Genomic DNA, 16,861 nt, shown 5'->3' with positions numbered 1-16,861 from the left:
AATCTGCTAAATCTGCGAGTCTTTTTATTTTCTCGCAGATCCAGCAGATTTTTTTTTAAAATTTCACGAAGACTTTCATCTACATAAACATACACATAGTTGTCCGCGAAGCATCTTTTTAATAGTAAAGAATACAGCAACGAACTGAAATATTTCTTTCCACTTTACGTTCAATACATTATTTTTAATTTAAATTTGTTTCAAAAGACGCTTCAATGATCACATACAATACCAAAGACTGGTTTACATTTATCTTTCATTTCCATAAATCAGATACAGTCCGAAAACTGTTTACGATTATGATTGCAATTGGAATATATTCTGCAATCGTATGTTATCTTGAGCTTCATTATTTCAAAGTAACCAAAAACGATTACATCCACAACATTCCAATCATGCACGGAATGCTTGGCTTTGTCATTTCGCTTTTGCTGGTTTTTAGAACAAATACGGCTTATGACAGATGGTGGGAAGGCCGTAAACTTTGGGGTAGTCTTGTAAACAACAGCCGTAATTTTGCCATAAAACTATCAGCCATTTTAAAAGATGAGAATGATAGAAAGTTTTTTAGAAAATACATTCCCATGTATGCCGACATTCTTCATAAACATTTAAAAGATGAAGACACCAGCAAACAACTTTTTGAAGATGTTGATTTAGAAATTGACCATCACAAACACAAACCAAACCAGCTGAAAAGAATCATGTATCATAAAATCAATGATTTGTATGATGCAGGAAAAATAACCGGAGAACAGCTCATTACTCTAAATGACGAATTGGTTGCTTTTACCGATATATGCGGAGCGTGCGAGCGTATCAAAAACACGCCTATTCCCTACTCTTACAGTGCTTTTATAAAGAAATTCATTTTCTTTTACACCATGACGCTTCCGTTTGGATATTCTGTAAGTCTTGGTTATCTGGTTGCGCCGGTAGTGGTTTTTATATTTTATGTCTTAGCCAGTTTAGAGCTTATTGCCGAAGAAATTGAAGATCCGTTTGGAGATGATGAAAATGATCTTCCAACGAGAAAAATCTCCGAAAACATCAAAAAACACGTTGAAGAACTGATTTAATAAAACGTTAAATCTGCTTCTTTCTAAACTTATTTTCATTAAATTTAAAGTCTTCACCCAAAAATTAAATTTAATGAACAATCAACGATTTTTAGTCAATCCGCTTCAATTATCGCAAGAGAAATCATTAAAGACTCTTGTAGAAAACAGAACTATTTACAATTTGAATCATTGTGAATTAAATCTATTTGAAACCTACGAATCGACTCAGAAAGTTCCGTTAAAATTTAATGACTTGGTGGTAACCAGTATGCTTAGAGGCAAAAAAATCATGCATCTTTTTGATGATCCTGAATTTGTTTACCTTCCGGGCGAAACGGTTATCGTGCCTTCAAATGTAGAAATGAAAATTGATTTTCCTGAAGCTTCAAAAAACAATCCGACGCAGTGTTTGGCATTGGCGATAGATCAGGATAAAATTGCCGAAATCTTAAATTTCTTAAACGAGCAATATCCAAAAGAAGGAAGCAATATGTACTGGCAGTTAAACTATCAGAATTATTTCTTTTACAATAATGTAGAAATGGCCGCGACAATCAATAAGCTCATCAAAGAATGCATGAGCACTTCTGTCGCCAAAGATATTTTTGCCGATTTGACTTTAAAAGAATTATTGATCCGAATTATCCAGACACAGACGGTAAAATCTCTAGATCAGGGGCAATTTCTAGACGCAAACAATCCGATTAAGGAAGTTACAGAGTACATCAAACAAAACTTAAAGGAAAATATAAGCTTAAAATCGCTGAGCGAAAAAGCCTGTATGAGCACCACTTCTTTCTATCGTTTCTTTAAGCGCGAGCTCGGAATGAGTCCGATTGAATATATTTTGAATGAAAAAATAAAATGTGCCAAAAATCTATTGAAGAATCCAACGCTCCAAATCAACGAAGTCTGTTATTTAGCTGGTTTTGAAGATGCAAATTACTTTATTAGATTATTTAAAAAGCATGAAGGAATTACTCCAAAACAGTATCAGTTACTTTATATAAATTAGGTGCAAAGTTGCAAAGGTTCAGAGGCACAAAGTTTAAAAACCTTTGACCCTTTGCAAATTTGTTACTTTATGCAAATTAGGCTCAAAGAGGCAAAGGCACATAGGTACAGAGTCATAAAACCTTTGGTCCTTTGTTACTTTATATAAATTTAGGCGCAAAGTTGCAAAGGTTCAGAGGCACAAAGTTTAAAAACCTTTGATACTTTGCAAATTGTTACTTTATTTAAATTAGGCTCAAAGAGGCAAAGATACATAGGTACAGAGTCTTAAAACCTTTGATCCTTTGTCACTTTATATAAATTTAGGCGCAAAGTTGCAAAGGTTCAGAGGCACAAAGTTTAAAAACCTTTGACCCTTTGCAACTTTGCCTCTTTGAACCTAAAAAAAAGTTATCGGTTCCAAATTCTTCTCTTCTTCTGGGGTAAAAATGCGGTATTCTATTTGAAAAGTTTTCTTTAGTGGCGTTTCCAACGAAAAACCTCCTACTCCGAATGCATCGATTACAGTCAAAGTAAAATGGGCGTGTTTCCAATATTCGAATAAATCTTTGTCTACCCAAAATTCAACATCTTCAACTGTACCAATGCAGATATCTCCCGAACGCTGGTAATAACCGCCTTTTTCAAAGCATTGCGGCTGAGTGCCTTCGCAGCATCCGCCTGCTTGGTAAAACATCAGATCACCGTGTTTTTCTTTTAGAATCTTTATCAGTTCTACTGCTTTTTCTGTGGCATCAATTCGTTTAATCATAACTTTTAAAATTAAAAAAGCAGTAAATTCAATTACGAAATTTACTGCTTTCACATAACCAACTATTTATGATTGCGCTATGTCTAGCACAATTCTGCCTTCTATCTGTCCTTTTTTCATTTTGTCAAAAACAGTATTGATGTCTTCCAATTTTGAAGGCATCACTGTCGCTTTGACTTTTCCATCAACAGCAAATTCAATCGCTTCCTTCATGTCTTTTCTCGTTCCAACTATCGACCCCCTAATAGTGATTCTGTTTAAGACGGTATCGAAAATAGACAAATCAAAATTGCCTGGAGGAAGTCCGTTTAATGCCATTGTACCTTTTCTTCTCAACGTTTCAAGCCCTTGTTTGAAAGCTATTGGAGAAACTGCGGTAACCAATGCCCCATGCATTCCACCGACTTCTTTCTTTAAGAATTCTCCAGGATTTTGATTTTTAGCATTAACGACCAAATCGGCGCCTAATTTTTTTGCCAGTTCCAGTTTGTCGTCTCCAACATCTATAGCTGCAACATTCATTCCCATAGCTTTTGCATATTGCACAGCAACGTGCCCTAAACCTCCAATTCCAGAAATTGCGACCCATTCGCCAGGTTTCACTTCTGTTTCTTTCAATCCTTTGTAAACTGTAACGCCAGCGCATAAAATAGGAGCCATTTCAATAAAATTTACATTTGAAGGCAAAATTCCAACGTATCGAGCATCTGCAATAACAAATTCTGCAAATCCGCCGTCTACACTATAACCGCCGTTCTGCTGGCTTTCGCATAAAGTTTCCCAACCTGTAATGCAATGATCGCAGCCACCGCAGGCGCTATACAGCCAGGGCACGCCAACGGCATCGCCTTCTTTTACATTCTTTACGTCCTGTCCCACTGCAGCCACGTAGCCAACAGCTTCGTGACCCGGAATCAATGGCATTTTGGGTTTAACTGGCCAATCGCCTTCTACAGCGTGTAAATCGGTGTGGCACACTCCGCTTGCAATTACTTTTACAAGAATTTCATTTCTACCTGGGCGTTTGACTTCGACCTCTTCAATTTTTAAAAGAGATCCGAATTCTCTAACGACCGCAGCTTTCATTGTTTTTGGAAGCATAATTCTATGGTTTTAAGAGAGTAAAAAACCGATTGGCTTTTTACTCTCAAGTTTATATTCTCTTAGAAGAATCCTAATTTCTTTTTGTCGTAAGAAATCAGCATATTTTTGGTCTGACGGTATTGGCTCAACATCATTTTATGGTTTTCACGGCCAATTCCAGATTGCTTGTAACCTCCAAACGGAGCGCCTGCCGGATAAGAATGATACTGATTGATCCATACACGTCCTGACTGAATAGCTCTTGGAACCTGATAAATTTCGTGCGCATCGCGTGTCCATACCCCTGCGCCTAACCCGTACATGGTGTCATTTGCAATTTCAATAGCTTCTTCGGTGGTTTTGAAAGTCGTAACCGCCAGAACAGGCCCGAAAATCTCTTCTTGAAAAATGCGCATTTTGTTATGACCTTTAAACAGCGTTGGCTTGATGTAATAACCGCCTTCTAGTTCGCCTCCCAATTTATTTTCGTCACCTCCGGTCAACAATTCTGCACCTTCTTCTTTTCCTAATTTAATGTAGGACATAATCTTTTCTTTCTGAACAATCGAAGTCTGAGCACCAATCATTGTAGCTTTATCCAACGGATTTCCAGCTATAATCGCTTCAGTTCTTTCGATCACTTTTGCAATAAATTTGTCGTAAATATCCTCATGAATTAATAATCTAGAAGGACAAGTACAGATTTCGCCTTGATTTAAAGCAAATAAAACAGCGCCTTCAACCGCTTTATCAAAGAAATCATCGTCGTGATCTGCCACTGACGGGAAGAAAATATTCGGTGATTTTCCGCCTAATTCTAAAGTTACCGGAATAATGTTTTCTGTTGCATACTGCATCACCAAACGTCCTGTTGTGGTAGAACCTGTAAATGCAGCTTTTGACACTTTTTTATTGGTCACTAACGGACGTCCTAATTCGGCACCGAAACCGTTTACAATATTTAAAACTCCAGGAGGCAGAATATCGCCAATTAATTCCATTAAAACCATAATAGAAATTGGCGTGCTTTCTGCCGGTTTTAAAACAATTGTGTTTCCTGCCGCAAGTGCTGGAGCAATTTTCCAAACTGCCATTAAAATCGGGAAATTCCACGGAATAATTTGTGCCACAACACCAAGAGGTTCGCTTAACGCTATGGAAACGGTCTGCGAATCTAGTTCAGAAATGGCGCTTTCTTCTGCACGTATTACGCCTGCAAAATATCTAAAATGGTCAATAGCCAGCGGAATATCGGCAGCAAGAGTTTCGCGAATAGGTTTTCCGTTGTCTACTGTTTCTACTGCTGCAATGTATTCTAAATTGTCTTCAATTTTCTGTGCAATCTTATTTAGTAAAATGCTTCTTTCTGTTACAGAAGTTTTCCCCCATGTCTTAAACGCTTCATAGGCTGTATCTACTGCCAATTCTAAATCTTCTTTTCCAGAATGTGCCGCCTTTGTAAATACTTTGCCATCAATTGGAGAAACTACATCAAAGTATTCTCCTGTAATTGGTGCTGTAAATTTTCCACCAATATAATTATCATACTTTGCCTTAAATTCAGGTCTTTTTACTGAGGTGCTCATAATTTTCTTTTTTTGATTTACTCCAAATTTAGTTTCATAAAAAGAAACAGAATAGCATTTTTCATTCATCTTGTAGCACAAAAATTACACATTCCTTTTTTTTAGCCTTCTCAATCATTCATTTGCTAAAAAACGTATGCGTAAATTATCAAAAGCTTAAAGCATAGCATTTTCTCACCAATAAAAAACAAGTCGAAAAAACCGCTTAATTTTTTCTTACTCCAAAGCGCAATCCTTATATTTGTAACCTTATTCAAGAATTAAATCATTACAATGAAAATATCTTACAACTGGTTAAAACAATTTATTAAAACAGATTGGACATCTGAGCAGACTTCTGAATTGCTAACAGATTTAGGTTTAGAAGTAGAAGTTGTCGAAAAATACGAATCAATTAAAGGAGGTTTGGCTGGCGTTGTCGTTGGACACGTTTTGACTTGCGAAAAACATCCTGATGCTGATAGATTGAAAGTAACTACAGTTGATGTTGGCTTAGAAGCTCCTGTACAAATTGTCTGCGGTGCTGCAAACGTTGCTGCGGGCCAAAAAGTTCCAGTTGCAACAATTGGAACGGTTCTATATGATAAAGAAGGAGCTGAATTTACTATTAAAAAAGGAAAAATCCGCGGACAGGAAAGCCACGGAATGATTTGTGCTGAAGATGAATTAGGTTTAGGAACAGGCCATGACGGAATTATGGTTCTGGCTGAAGATCTAGTTCCTGGAACTCCTGCATCTGAAGTTTTCCAAATTGCAAATGATGAGGTTTTCGAAATCGGATTGACGCCAAACCGTGCCGATGCAATGAGCCATTTTGGAACTGCACGCGATTTGAGAGCTGGAATGCTGCAGCGCGGCGTAAACGTAGAATTGATTACGCCTTCTGTAAGCAATTTTAGAGTGGATATGCGCACGCTAAAAATTGACGTAAATGTTGAAGATACTCATTTAGCTCCAAGATATTGCGGTGTGACTATTTCTGGAATTTCAGTTCACGAATCTCCAAGCTGGCTGCAAGACCGTTTAAAAGCAATTGGATTAACTCCAAAAAATAATATTGTTGACGTTACCAATTATGTTCTGCACGAATTAGGACAGCCTTTACACGCTTTTGACGCTGCAAAAATCAACGGAAAAGTGATTGTAAAAACAGTTGCTGAAGGAACTAAATTTGTAACTCTTGACGACGTTGAAAGAACGCTTCACAAAGAAGATTTAATGATTTGCGACGAAAAAGGTCCGCTTTGCATTGCTGGAGTTTTCGGAGGAAAAAAATCTGGAGTTTCTGAAGGAACGACTTCTATCTTCTTAGAAAGTGCTTATTTTGACCCGGTAAGCATTCGTAAAACAGCAAAAAGACACCAATTGAGCACAGATGCTTCTTTCAGATTTGAAAGAGGAATCGACCCAACGATTACAGAATATGCTTTGAAACGTGCAGCGCTTTTAATTCAAGAAGTTGCTGGCGGAAAAATCACTTCTGATGTCATAGAGGTTTATCCTAAAAAAGTTGAAGATTTCTCTGTATTATTGAACTTCAGCCATGTTTCTAAAATTATTGGACAGGAAATTCCAAAAGATACGATCAAAAAAATCTTGGTTTCTTTAGATATTAAAGTAAACAGTGTTTCAGATACAGGTTTAGGCTTAACTATTCCTGCGTACCGCGTAGACGTTCAGCGCGAAATTGACGTAATCGAAGAAATTCTGAGAGTTTACGGTTATAACAACATTAATTTCTCTAAGAAGTTTAATGCAACTGTAGCCAATTCGCCAAGAACAGAAGATTATAAAGTGCAGAATGTGATTGCTTCCCAATTAAATTCTCAAGGCTTCCACGAAATGATGGCCAATTCATTGACAACTGCAGCTTACGCTAAATTATCTGCTTCATTAAAAGAAGAGCATAATGTATCGATGCTGAATCCGTTGAGCAGTGATTTAGCAACACTTCGCCAATCTTTATTATTTTCTGGCTTAGAAGCGGTTTCATACAACATTAACAGAAAAAATTCAGATTTAAAATTATTTGAATTCGGAAAAACATACCACAAGTATTTAAACGGATACGAAGAGCACAAGCATCTTTCTTTATTGATTTCTGGAAACAGAAACAAAGAAAACTGGACAAACCCGCAAAAAACAACAGATTTCTTCTTACTGAAAGGATATGTAAAAGCGATTTTGTCTCGTTTAGGAATTGAAAAAATTTCAAATGCGCCTGTTCAATCTGATATTTATTCTGAAGGAACGGCAATTACATACAATAATGATATTTTGGTTGAAATGGGGGTTATTAAAAAGCCTATTTTAAAGCATTTCGGCATTAAACAAGATGTTTATTACGCAGATTTCAACTGGGATTTGGTTTTAAAAATCATTACAGGAAAAATTAAGTATACTGAAATTCCTAAATATCCAGAAGTTCGCAGAGATTTGGCGTTATTAATTGACCAAAGTACAACTTACGAAAGCATCTTCAATTTGGCTAAACAAACAGAGAAAACGCTTTTAAAAGATGTTAATCTATTTGATGTTTACCAAGGCAGCAAATTGCCAGAAGGAAAAAAATCGTATGCTTTAAGTTTTACCATTCAAGACAATACCAAAACATTAACCGACGCGCAGATCGATAAAATCATGTCTAAATTACAGCAGACATTTGAAACTGAGCTTGGAGCAAGTTTGAGATAGATTCTTTCTAGTTCTAAAATATGCAAACCCGACTTGTTTAAAAAAAAACTTGTCGGGTTTTGTTTTTTTTGTTTCACGTTTCACGTTTCAAGTTTCAGGTTTCATGTTTCATGTTTCATGTTTCATGTTTCAAGTTGATAAACTTTGAGTATAGTTTTACCGCGAAGAACGCAAAGATTTTTCGCAAAGATTCGCAAAGTTTTTATTCATGAAGCATTGCGAACTTTTTTGCGCTCTGCTACAAGTTTGCAAAAAAAACCTTGCGTGCTTTGCGGTTAAAAAAAACTTGAAACGTGAAACGTGAAACTTGAAACCTGAAACTTGAAACTTGAAACTTGAAACAAAAAAAGCTCTCAAGCATACTTCGCATAAACTCTTGCTAATTTTTCATCATATTTATTGGTTTTATAAGCTGGCCCGTTATATTTTAAAGCAAATGAAGCCCAGTTTTTACTTCGTAAAAGCCCTAAGAGATTATTTTTTTCCAGAAACATTCCGAAAGCCTTAAGATGTTCGCCTTCATTGAGATTCATTTTTTCGACATACTCGTCAATACTGCCATATCCGATAGAAATTGCATTAAAACCCATAATCTGAAAAAGTCCCCACGAAGCCGAACTATTTGCTGCATCAGCTATTTTTTTGTCTGAACCGAGATTTCTTGCCTTTTCCAAACGTACATATTCAACAGTTCCGCCTACGTAATACTTTTTAGTGTAATTTTCAAATAAAATATCCTGCGTATTGGCATTTACGTAAGCCCTCGGATTGATATTTCGTTTCTCCAGTTCGTTCCAAAAGATATGGCCTTCAAACAAAATCTTCGCACGTCCGTCAATTAGAAAACCTTTTCCGTTGCTTTCTACTTCGTTTACCGCTTTTACGGCAGCGAGTTCTAAATTAAACTGGTTTGAAAAATCGATTAAATTCTGTTCTGACAATAATTTACCGTTTGCCGAAAAACCATTGCTATTTTTCTCTAAAAGTGCCGACCATGTTTTAAGCCCCACCACTCCATCAACCACAAGATTGTTTTTTAACTGAAAATCTTTGATTGCTTTGTCCGTTTCGGTTCCGAAATAATCGGTAACCATCACGCTGTAATTCAACTTGGCCAAAAGCTCATTTAAGTAATATACTTCTGGAGATTTTGTGCCAGCTTTTATGGTTCTCATCATTTTTTATTTATGGTGATAATTGATGTTTTGGAGAAATCAAAGACATCATTTTTAGAACTCGTCAGATTATCATTTTTATCAAAATAATTGACTTTGTATGAAATGAGCGTATTATTGTTCGCTGTATTTTTTACGATAAAGTTGAACAATATTGGGATCGAAAACTCAGATTTTAAACGCTCGACAGCAAATTTGCTTCCTGTTTCCTGAACTGTCAATTCAATTGTAATCCTGCTTGTTGCGGCAGCTTGGCTTTTAATCTGTACTTGAACATACCGATTGTAAGATGTTGATTGCGAAACAATCTGGCTAAATTCAGAAGTGATATTTTCAATGTTTTCAAAATCAAAAAACACATTTTTCAGCTCCCCAGAAGAACTTGGATTGAGTGCGGAGAAATCTAAAAATTTAATGTCGTTGCTTATTAGCTGCGGATAATTTTTAAAGAAAGCACTGTTTAAATAGGTTGAGTTTTGATTGTAAAGCAGCAAAATGGAATTCAACTTGCAATTTGAAATAGACTGGTTGCTGATTTGAATTTTCTTTGTCGGATTATCTACCAAAGCACCCAAAACTTCGCCAATGGTCTGCTCAAGATTGAGTTCGATCACACTGGTGTCTTTTATTTCTTTATACTTAAAATTGATATTTGCATACTGCGTAATCGTGTTATTTAAAGCATTAATCAAAATACTGGCTTCAGATAGATTTTCGGTGGAGAGGTCAAAAATATAGTGCTTGCCATCGGCTGTCACTTGTGCTTTCTGAAGAAAATAATTTCCATTCACTTCAAATTCGGCTCCCATATCATTTGGAAACAAAAATTGCACTTTATCAAAATAATCGGCTGGATCTCCGTCTATAAAGTTGTTTTGGAGTAAAGCTATTTTCAATTTAGCCAGATCAAAATCGGACAGATTGGGGCGAACTGCAAAGTTGAAGCTGATGGTAGAAATTTCTTCTGCAGTTCCTGCGCCTTCCTCGTACGCATGGAAAATGGTTGTAACGCAAGGCTTCATACTATTTAAATCTTTCGAGAGACTGTAAATTTTGGAAACAAGCAAAAATGTATTGGGCTGAACCATTGATTTGTATATCGAGAGTATATTAAAATTGTATCCCGAAACAAATATTTGCTTAAACTCCGAAAAATCTTCATTTAAATTGAACGGATTGTTAGAGAAAGGCCCGTCGCTATTTTGATAGAGAGTTGTCGCCACATTAGGCAAACGCGGATAATTTACCGTTTTATTGATTTTAAGCAAAAAAGTGCTTTTTACGTATTCTTCTTGAACTTCGCCTTCAATGTCATTATCTCTTCTGATTCCCGAAATGACCATTTTTGGCGCGACAGTTCCCGTTCTTGCCGTTTTCACCATCAACGGACTCGATATAAGCGTTGCTTTTGGCTGCAGGGCGGTTTTGGCCGACAAATCTGTTTTGGTGATAATAGGGCTTCTTAAAATCGCTATATCTTTTGCAAACAAAAAATTGCGCTTTACTTTAGAATATCCTTTAAAATCAAAAAACAAATCGACATTGCACATTAAATTATCTATTTTTGAAATCAAATTGGCGTACGCAATTTTTACAGCTTCATCAATTAAGTCAAATTGAATTTCCTGAGTCGCCGTATTTACGGTTCCGTTTACCCTAACAATATCATTTTTTACTTTTAAATTTAAAACAGCCTGTCTCAAATTTAAAGCAATACTTCTCTGATCGGCTTGCAACGGTCTGTTTTTAATGCTGTACTTCAAAGTAACCCTTCCCATAAATCCGCTATCATCTGCAGATTTCCCTGGGACTTCTTCATAGTAAAATAAAGTTCCATTGTTTGGTTCTACTTCTACTTGAGGAAAAAATAGGGTAATTTCATTTTTAAAATAGTCCTTAAAGGAATCGTTCTCCGTAACCTCTTTATCTCCTTCTATCAGCGGAAAATAGCTTTCCGAAATTGGAAAAATTAAAATTGGCTTAATATCTATCGAATGAATGATCGGGTGTTCGATTACTTTAAATTCAGGTTCTTTTGCAACTGCTGCCGTAAATGCCGTACTGGGTTTGGCAGGCTCGAGATTGAATCGGTTTATGGGAACCAATTTGGTTCCGTCAAGCTTAAATGTATTTAAATCTGGCATGGTGTTTAGGTTTAATGGTTAATGAGTTAAGAAACAAAAGGGACATTACGTCCCTTTTGCAAAATGTCTCAAAAAAATTATTCCATAAATGGAGCTCTGATTTTCTCGATATCGGCATTTTGAGCTGCTGTTCCTGTTGGAATTTCAAATAAAACATCGCCTTCCTGATAATCCAGCTTGATGTAATCTGTTGAAACAGAAACTTTTTTAGACTTTTTGCCTATTTTACCGCTGCAAGTATATTTTACTTTGTATTCAGTCGGTTTAACTGTATAATCTGCTTCATACCAAGCTCTGTACGGAATGGCATCTTCAAAATTATCAACTGTAAATTTGTACTTTTTAGAAGACATTTTATCTGCTTTTAAAGTCACTTCGAGCGTATCGCAATCATATAGCTCTTCTGTTGACAACGTATAATTGATCATGTTCTGAATTGGAAGCGGCACAAATATTTTGGTTCCTTCAAATTCATACTCTCTAACAGTGTCTTTCAATTTGATTCTCTTGTCTTTTTCGTACATTACTTCCTGTCTTACTTTAACTTTAGAAGAACCGTTGTTTTTTACGAAATCAAATACAAAAGCATTTTTTTCTTTCGATTTATCATTCCATGTCGCAGGGAAAATCGCATCGATTTCTTTACCTGATTTGCTAGTATTTTTAACATACGGAGTTCCTTCAGGAGCAATCATTCTGCCAGAACTTTTCCAGATTATTTTGCCTTTTGAATCTGGATATCCCACTTCAATAGAAACTTGACTTACCGGATTATCATTCACAATATCACTGTCTTTATCCAGCTTAATTAAACCTCCATTTAAAGACGCAATTACTTGTACTTTTGAAAAATCTTCGTCTAATTGAATTTCAGTAATGTAATTTTTCAAATCAGCTTTTGCATCGGCACCAGATTTTAAAGTCAAAGGCGTTAGATTTCCGCTGATTTTTGAATCTAAAACTTCGATGGCTGAGAATTTTATTTCGTCTGCAAATTTCACTTCTCTAATTTGGCTTCCATGTTTTAAACTCACGCCTACGCTTCCGCCGCCGAAAAGAATTCTAAAAAATCCTCCTGGCTTTTCTGGAGTTGATGCTGGCGTAAATTGTTTTTCTGGAGCATCAAAAATCTGTTTCTGCACCATTTGAAAAGCAAATTCTCTCTGTTTGGTAAATAGCGCTTCCTCAACTTTTTTTCTTTCTTCGTTAGAAAACTGGTTGTCTGTAATGATTTCGCTTACGATGCCTCCTTGAGTTAGGATTTTTTCGTATTCACTTTCCCAATTTACATCGACAAACGACCAGCTTACATTGGCTTTTGCCGAAAAATAGGTATGCACTTTTTTCACATCAACTGTAGTTTTGATAGTCGTTGTAGGCATATAGCCTTTGTATTTTATGTTATTTTCGACTACCAGATTGTTAGATCCAGCTTCTAATGCATTTTTGACCAATGAAGCACTGTTGCGTCCCATAAGCACAGAAAGCGCGTTGTCTCCAAGTCCAAATGTAGTTCCCGCTCCTTCTCCTTGAATGTTGAACGTCCAAGGATTTGCGCCTCCAAAAGGGTTGTTTGGAGATTTTTCGCCCACAACGTGCATTGTTATTGTATTTTCTGTTAATTGAATAGGCCTAACATTAGTTTCGTTAAAATCGCGATCGACACCTTTCAGATAAGAAAATAACCCAAAAAGTTTTGATTGTCTCTGGTTATTGTAATTGGTATGCAATGTTGTTTTTAACTTGTCGATTGCTTTTTTCAGCAATGCTTCTGGCAGATCAATTGTACTAGTTAAAGTAGTGTATGCTCCTGCTTCTTCTTCTAATCCTTCGGCACCAATTACGGTCGAAGAATCTCCTTCTGATTTAAAAACCTGCATAGCAAATTTAAATCTTCCATCTGGGTGTTTAGCTAGACGTGGCGCTTTTGGATAATAATAAAACTGCATTGGCAGACCGGCATCGCGTAATAAAATATTATTAGGATCTGGTGAAAAAAGCACTGCGAAATCTGCTCCATCTTCTTTTTCTAAAAGAATTTCTACTGTTCCGGCTCCTGCGTGAGGATAGCCTAGAGGTGTTGGTTGTGACATAATTTAAAAAATTTAATTGATTACTTAATAGGTTACATTTATGATTGCCTGTTTTTTAGCTCAAAACTGACGATGTAAAATTCTATTTTTATAAAATATTATGTAACAGCACTTTAACCCATTTTTTTAAATAATTTTACCTAAACAAAAAAGGGTATATTTCCCCTTGCCGAAATTTTTTGTTTCAGATAATTTTGCCCTGTAAACAACTCAAAAAGCTGTTAGCTAAACCTTTAACCAATTAATAAATAAAAAACATGAAAAATCCACCCGCAAAACCGAGTCAGTTGATCACTAAAGAATTTGCCAGACAATTAAATGTGAACTACAACAATAAAAGAGCTTCTCTAAGAGCGCTAAAAGACGAAAAAGAAGATGCCAATGCAATTTGGTATTCTTTGGAAGAATTGGAAAACTATATCCATTATATCAAAACCAATGGCGCAAAAGATGGTTATAACGTAGATGGAATCCGTTTTTATTTTGGAGTTTATCCAAATGATGAAAAACACGGAGAAAAAGCTGGATTAACTACCTTATTTCTTGTTCCTACAGGCAAAAAAGCAGCAGATAGCGCAAAAGTACAGAGTTTTGCCATGATGCAAGAAGCTTCTTCAGACATACAAAGCATTGAACCGATGAATTACGGAAACATAGGAAGACCGCCTAGCTTATTATACTAAAAAATATGTTCGAATTTCTAAGATCTTATATCATCTATATGGCTTTATTGTCAGGAACGATTGGTTTGTTTGCACTGCCAAAACTTCCTGGCAATAAAGCTAAATTTTTAGTAATTTTAATCTGGTTTTCTATTGTAATCGAAATTGTAGGCTATTATTTCACCCAATGGACGGGTTTATTGAATTTTTATGTGTACAATTTCTATATGTTTGCCAGCCTCTCTGCCTATATTTTACTTCTAAGAGCCCTGCTTACCAAAAAAGATCACAGAATTTCGGCTGTACTTTTTTTAATGCTGTTTATCGTTTCCTTTTTCTTAAATATTTTATATTTCAAAGAAGACATAAACCGTTCTTTTACCTATAGTTTTGCAATTGGTGTACTATTAGTTTTGATATTATCCTGCCTGTATCTGATTGAGATTTTCAATTCGGAAAAAATACTGAATTTAAAAAAATCGGTCTTTTTCTGGTACATTCTCGGAATACTTGTTTTTCATGTTCCTTTTACACCTTTTATGCTGGCTATCAATTGGTTTCTAATCAAGCAAGACGATTCTATCTTTAGCCTCGTCGTGTTTATTTTAAATTTACTGGCGCATAGCTGTTTTATAATAGGATTTATATGGAGCGAAAAGAAATACAACTATTAGTTATTTCCTTAGGTATTGTCTTCTTTACCTTAGTCGTTATTGTACTTGTCATTTTCTTCTATTTCTTGAAGAAAAGAAACAAGTTTTTAGTAGAAAAAATGGAAGCCGATTTGTATTTCCAGTCCGAATTGGTAAAAACTAGGATTGAAATAAAAGACCAGACTCTATCTGAAATCAGCAAAGAGCTGCACGACAATATCGGACAGATTATTTCGGTTGCCATAATGCAGCTTAATATTTGCATCAGCAGTAAAAATGTACAAATTAATGAACTCAAAGATTTAAAAGCTGTTCTCGCAAAATCTTTAGATGAACTAAGAATCCTCTCGCGGATTATAAACAAGGACAATCTTCTTCAAAATAACTTTCTCGAAGCTATTCAACAGGATTTGGAACGAATTAAGAAACTGAAAAAGATCAAATTCAATTTTAATCAAATTGGAACTGTTCCAGCAATAAGTGAAGAGCACGAACTCATTATTTACAGAATTTTCCAAGAAGCGCTTCACAACAGCTTAAAACATTCCAGAAGCGATTTGTTTGATGTTCATATTGAAACGACCGATTCTCTTTTTATTTTAAAATTAAAAGACTTCGGAATCGGATACGACATCAAAAAGTCAAATTCAGGAATCGGATTAAACAATATGAAATTAAGAGCCAAACTCATTGGCGCTCATCTAATCTTAAACTCAGACAATACTGGAACCAGTGTAACCATCGAATATCCTTTAACCCAAGACCATGAAGACTAATTCTAAAAAAAAGATACTAATTGTAGACGACCATTTGCTTTTTTCCCAGTCTCTAGAACTGCTGATTAAAAGTTTTGGCGATTATGATGTTATAGAACGTTTTGAAAACGGGAAAGTATTTATAGACTATCTCGAAGAGCATAACTCTGTTGATGTTGATTTAATTTTATTGGATGTAAATATGCCTGTCCTCGACGGATTAAGCACCATGAAATGGCTTAAAGACAATAGGCCTGATTTAAAAGTAATTGCTTTGTCTGTGAATGATGATGAAGAAATTATCATTAAAATGATTACAAACGGAGCAAAAGGTTATCTGCTGAAAGACACTTCGCCTGAAATTTTTAAAGAGGCGATTGAATGCGTTGTAGAAAAGGGCTTTTATTTTACCGAACTAGTTTCTGGAATGCTGATCAATAAAGTCAATAGCGATAACAAAAAGATCAGCTTAAAAGAAAAAGAAATTGTTTTTATCAAACACGCCTGCACCGAAATGACGTATAAGGAAATCGCGTCTGAAATGTGTTTGAGCCCAAAGACCATTGACGGCTATAGAGAATCGCTTTTTGATAAACTCGAAATAAAAACCCGAATCGGATTGGTGCTTTATGCCATTAAGCATAAAATTGTTTTTGTTTAATAGGTTAAAGCTGCAAAAACGGGATATTTCTTAATTTTTTCTCTTCCGTTAAGAAAAGTCAGTTCCATCAAGAAATTGCATTGTACGATTTCGCCCCCAAGTTTCTCAACCAATTCACAAACTGCTTTTGCGGTTCCTCCTGTAGCCAAAACATCATCGTGAATTAAAACGCGATCTCCTTTTTTAATGGCATCAGTATGCATTTCGAGACTATCAACTCCATATTCTAACTCATAAGAAGCTGAAATCGTCTCAAACGGAAGCTTTTTTGGCTTCCTTACTGGAACAAATCCAGCATTCAATTCCTGAGCAAGCAGCATACCAAAGAAAAAACCACGCGATTCGGCACCCGCAACTTTGTCTATTTTTTGATTTTCTAAAGAGTTTACCAAAATTCTTAAGCAATTTGTTCGCGCTTCAGGGTTAATTAGCAAAGGTGTGATATCTTTAAACAAAATTCCTTCTTTTGGAAATCCCTGAATATCACGTATATAATTTTCAATCTTCATTTTTTTTTATTTTTCTGTTA

Annotated in this window: 14 protein-coding genes; 7 read left to right on the top strand and 7 right to left on the bottom strand. The window is 35.7% G+C overall.

Annotation, left to right across the window (positions count from 1 at the left end; all coding sequences use genetic code 11):
* Positions 1-215: 215 nt before the first annotated feature.
* Positions 216-1,079 (top strand): bestrophin family protein, encoded by an 864-nt coding sequence (locus N4T20_RS15155; RefSeq protein WP_260669975.1) that lies wholly within the window; start codon positions 216-218, stop codon positions 1,077-1,079.
* Between the two features lie 73 nt (positions 1,080-1,152).
* The gene (locus N4T20_RS15150; RefSeq protein WP_260669974.1) at positions 1,153-2,076 is read left to right on the top strand and encodes an AraC family transcriptional regulator; all 924 of its coding nucleotides are present in this window, start codon (positions 1,153-1,155) and stop codon (positions 2,074-2,076) included.
* 378 nt (positions 2,077-2,454) lie between these two features.
* On the opposite strand, the gene N4T20_RS15145 is transcribed toward N4T20_RS15150, so the two are convergent.
* The 3 genes from N4T20_RS15145 to N4T20_RS15135 form a co-directional block, all read right to left on the bottom strand.
* Positions 2,455-2,826 carry a DUF779 domain-containing protein gene (locus N4T20_RS15145; RefSeq protein ID WP_260669973.1) on the bottom strand — a complete coding sequence of 124 codons (372 nt, stop codon included), beginning with the start codon at positions 2,824-2,826 and terminating at the stop codon, positions 2,455-2,457.
* A 66-nt stretch (positions 2,827-2,892) separates the two neighbouring features.
* Positions 2,893-3,927 carry an alcohol dehydrogenase AdhP gene (adhP, locus tag N4T20_RS15140; RefSeq protein WP_260669972.1) on the bottom strand — a complete coding sequence of 345 codons (1,035 nt, stop codon included), beginning with the start codon at positions 3,925-3,927 and terminating at the stop codon, positions 2,893-2,895.
* A 62-nt stretch (positions 3,928-3,989) separates the two neighbouring features.
* The gene (locus N4T20_RS15135) at positions 3,990-5,495 is read right to left on the bottom strand and encodes an aldehyde dehydrogenase family protein (RefSeq protein ID WP_260669971.1); all 1,506 of its coding nucleotides are present in this window, start codon (positions 5,493-5,495) and stop codon (positions 3,990-3,992) included.
* Positions 5,496-5,768: 273 nt separating this feature from the next.
* Here N4T20_RS15135 and pheT point away from each other — a divergent pair, with 273 nt between their 5' ends.
* Positions 5,769-8,189 carry a phenylalanine--tRNA ligase subunit beta gene (gene pheT / locus N4T20_RS15130; protein WP_260669970.1) on the top strand — a complete coding sequence of 807 codons (2,421 nt, stop codon included), beginning with the start codon at positions 5,769-5,771 and terminating at the stop codon, positions 8,187-8,189.
* 353 nt (positions 8,190-8,542) lie between these two features.
* On the opposite strand, the gene N4T20_RS15125 is transcribed toward pheT, so the two are convergent.
* From N4T20_RS15125 to N4T20_RS15115, 3 genes are all read right to left on the bottom strand, one after another.
* Positions 8,543-9,367 carry an N-acetylmuramidase family protein gene (locus N4T20_RS15125; RefSeq protein WP_313771873.1) on the bottom strand — a complete coding sequence of 275 codons (825 nt, stop codon included), beginning with the start codon at positions 9,365-9,367 and terminating at the stop codon, positions 8,543-8,545.
* Positions 9,364-11,508, bottom strand: a complete 2,145-nt coding sequence (locus tag N4T20_RS15120) for a hypothetical protein (protein ID WP_260669969.1) — start codon at positions 11,506-11,508, stop codon at positions 9,364-9,366. The genes N4T20_RS15125 and N4T20_RS15120 overlap by 4 nt, the downstream gene beginning before the upstream one ends.
* Before the next feature lie 77 nt (positions 11,509-11,585).
* On the bottom strand, positions 11,586-13,601 hold the full coding sequence (locus N4T20_RS15115) for a hypothetical protein (protein WP_260669968.1): 2,016 nt from the start codon (positions 13,599-13,601) through the stop codon (positions 11,586-11,588).
* 257 nt (positions 13,602-13,858) lie between these two features.
* On the opposite strand from N4T20_RS15115, the gene N4T20_RS15110 reads away from it, so the two are divergent.
* From N4T20_RS15110 to N4T20_RS15095, 4 genes are read left to right on the top strand one after another with little or no spacing between them, the layout of a single operon-like run.
* The gene (locus N4T20_RS15110; protein ID WP_260669967.1) at positions 13,859-14,284 is read left to right on the top strand and encodes a hypothetical protein; all 426 of its coding nucleotides are present in this window, start codon (positions 13,859-13,861) and stop codon (positions 14,282-14,284) included.
* 5 nt (positions 14,285-14,289) lie between these two features.
* Positions 14,290-14,937, top strand: a complete 648-nt coding sequence (locus N4T20_RS15105; protein WP_260669966.1) for a hypothetical protein — start codon at positions 14,290-14,292, stop codon at positions 14,935-14,937.
* Complete coding sequence (locus tag N4T20_RS15100; RefSeq protein ID WP_260669965.1) at positions 14,910-15,692, top strand: sensor histidine kinase; 783 nt, start codon at positions 14,910-14,912, stop codon at positions 15,690-15,692. The genes N4T20_RS15105 and N4T20_RS15100 overlap by 28 nt, the downstream gene beginning before the upstream one ends.
* Positions 15,682-16,332: a response regulator transcription factor gene (locus tag N4T20_RS15095; RefSeq protein ID WP_260669964.1), complete on the top strand. Its 651-nt coding sequence runs from the start codon at positions 15,682-15,684 to the stop codon at positions 16,330-16,332. The genes N4T20_RS15100 and N4T20_RS15095 overlap by 11 nt, the downstream gene beginning before the upstream one ends.
* On the opposite strand, the gene N4T20_RS15090 is transcribed toward N4T20_RS15095, so the two are convergent.
* Positions 16,329-16,841 (bottom strand): adenine phosphoribosyltransferase, encoded by a 513-nt coding sequence (locus N4T20_RS15090; RefSeq protein ID WP_260669963.1) that lies wholly within the window; start codon positions 16,839-16,841, stop codon positions 16,329-16,331. The two genes, N4T20_RS15095 and N4T20_RS15090, sit on opposite strands and share 4 nt — an antisense overlap.
* Positions 16,842-16,861 lie beyond the last annotated feature (20 nt).

It is taken from the genome of Flavobacterium sp. TR2 (genome assembly GCF_025252405.1).
Taxonomy (GTDB): Bacteria; Bacteroidota; Bacteroidia; order Flavobacteriales; family Flavobacteriaceae; genus Flavobacterium.
Note: the sequence above shows the minus strand (reverse complement) of the source record. Positions and strands in the feature narration are given on the sequence as shown.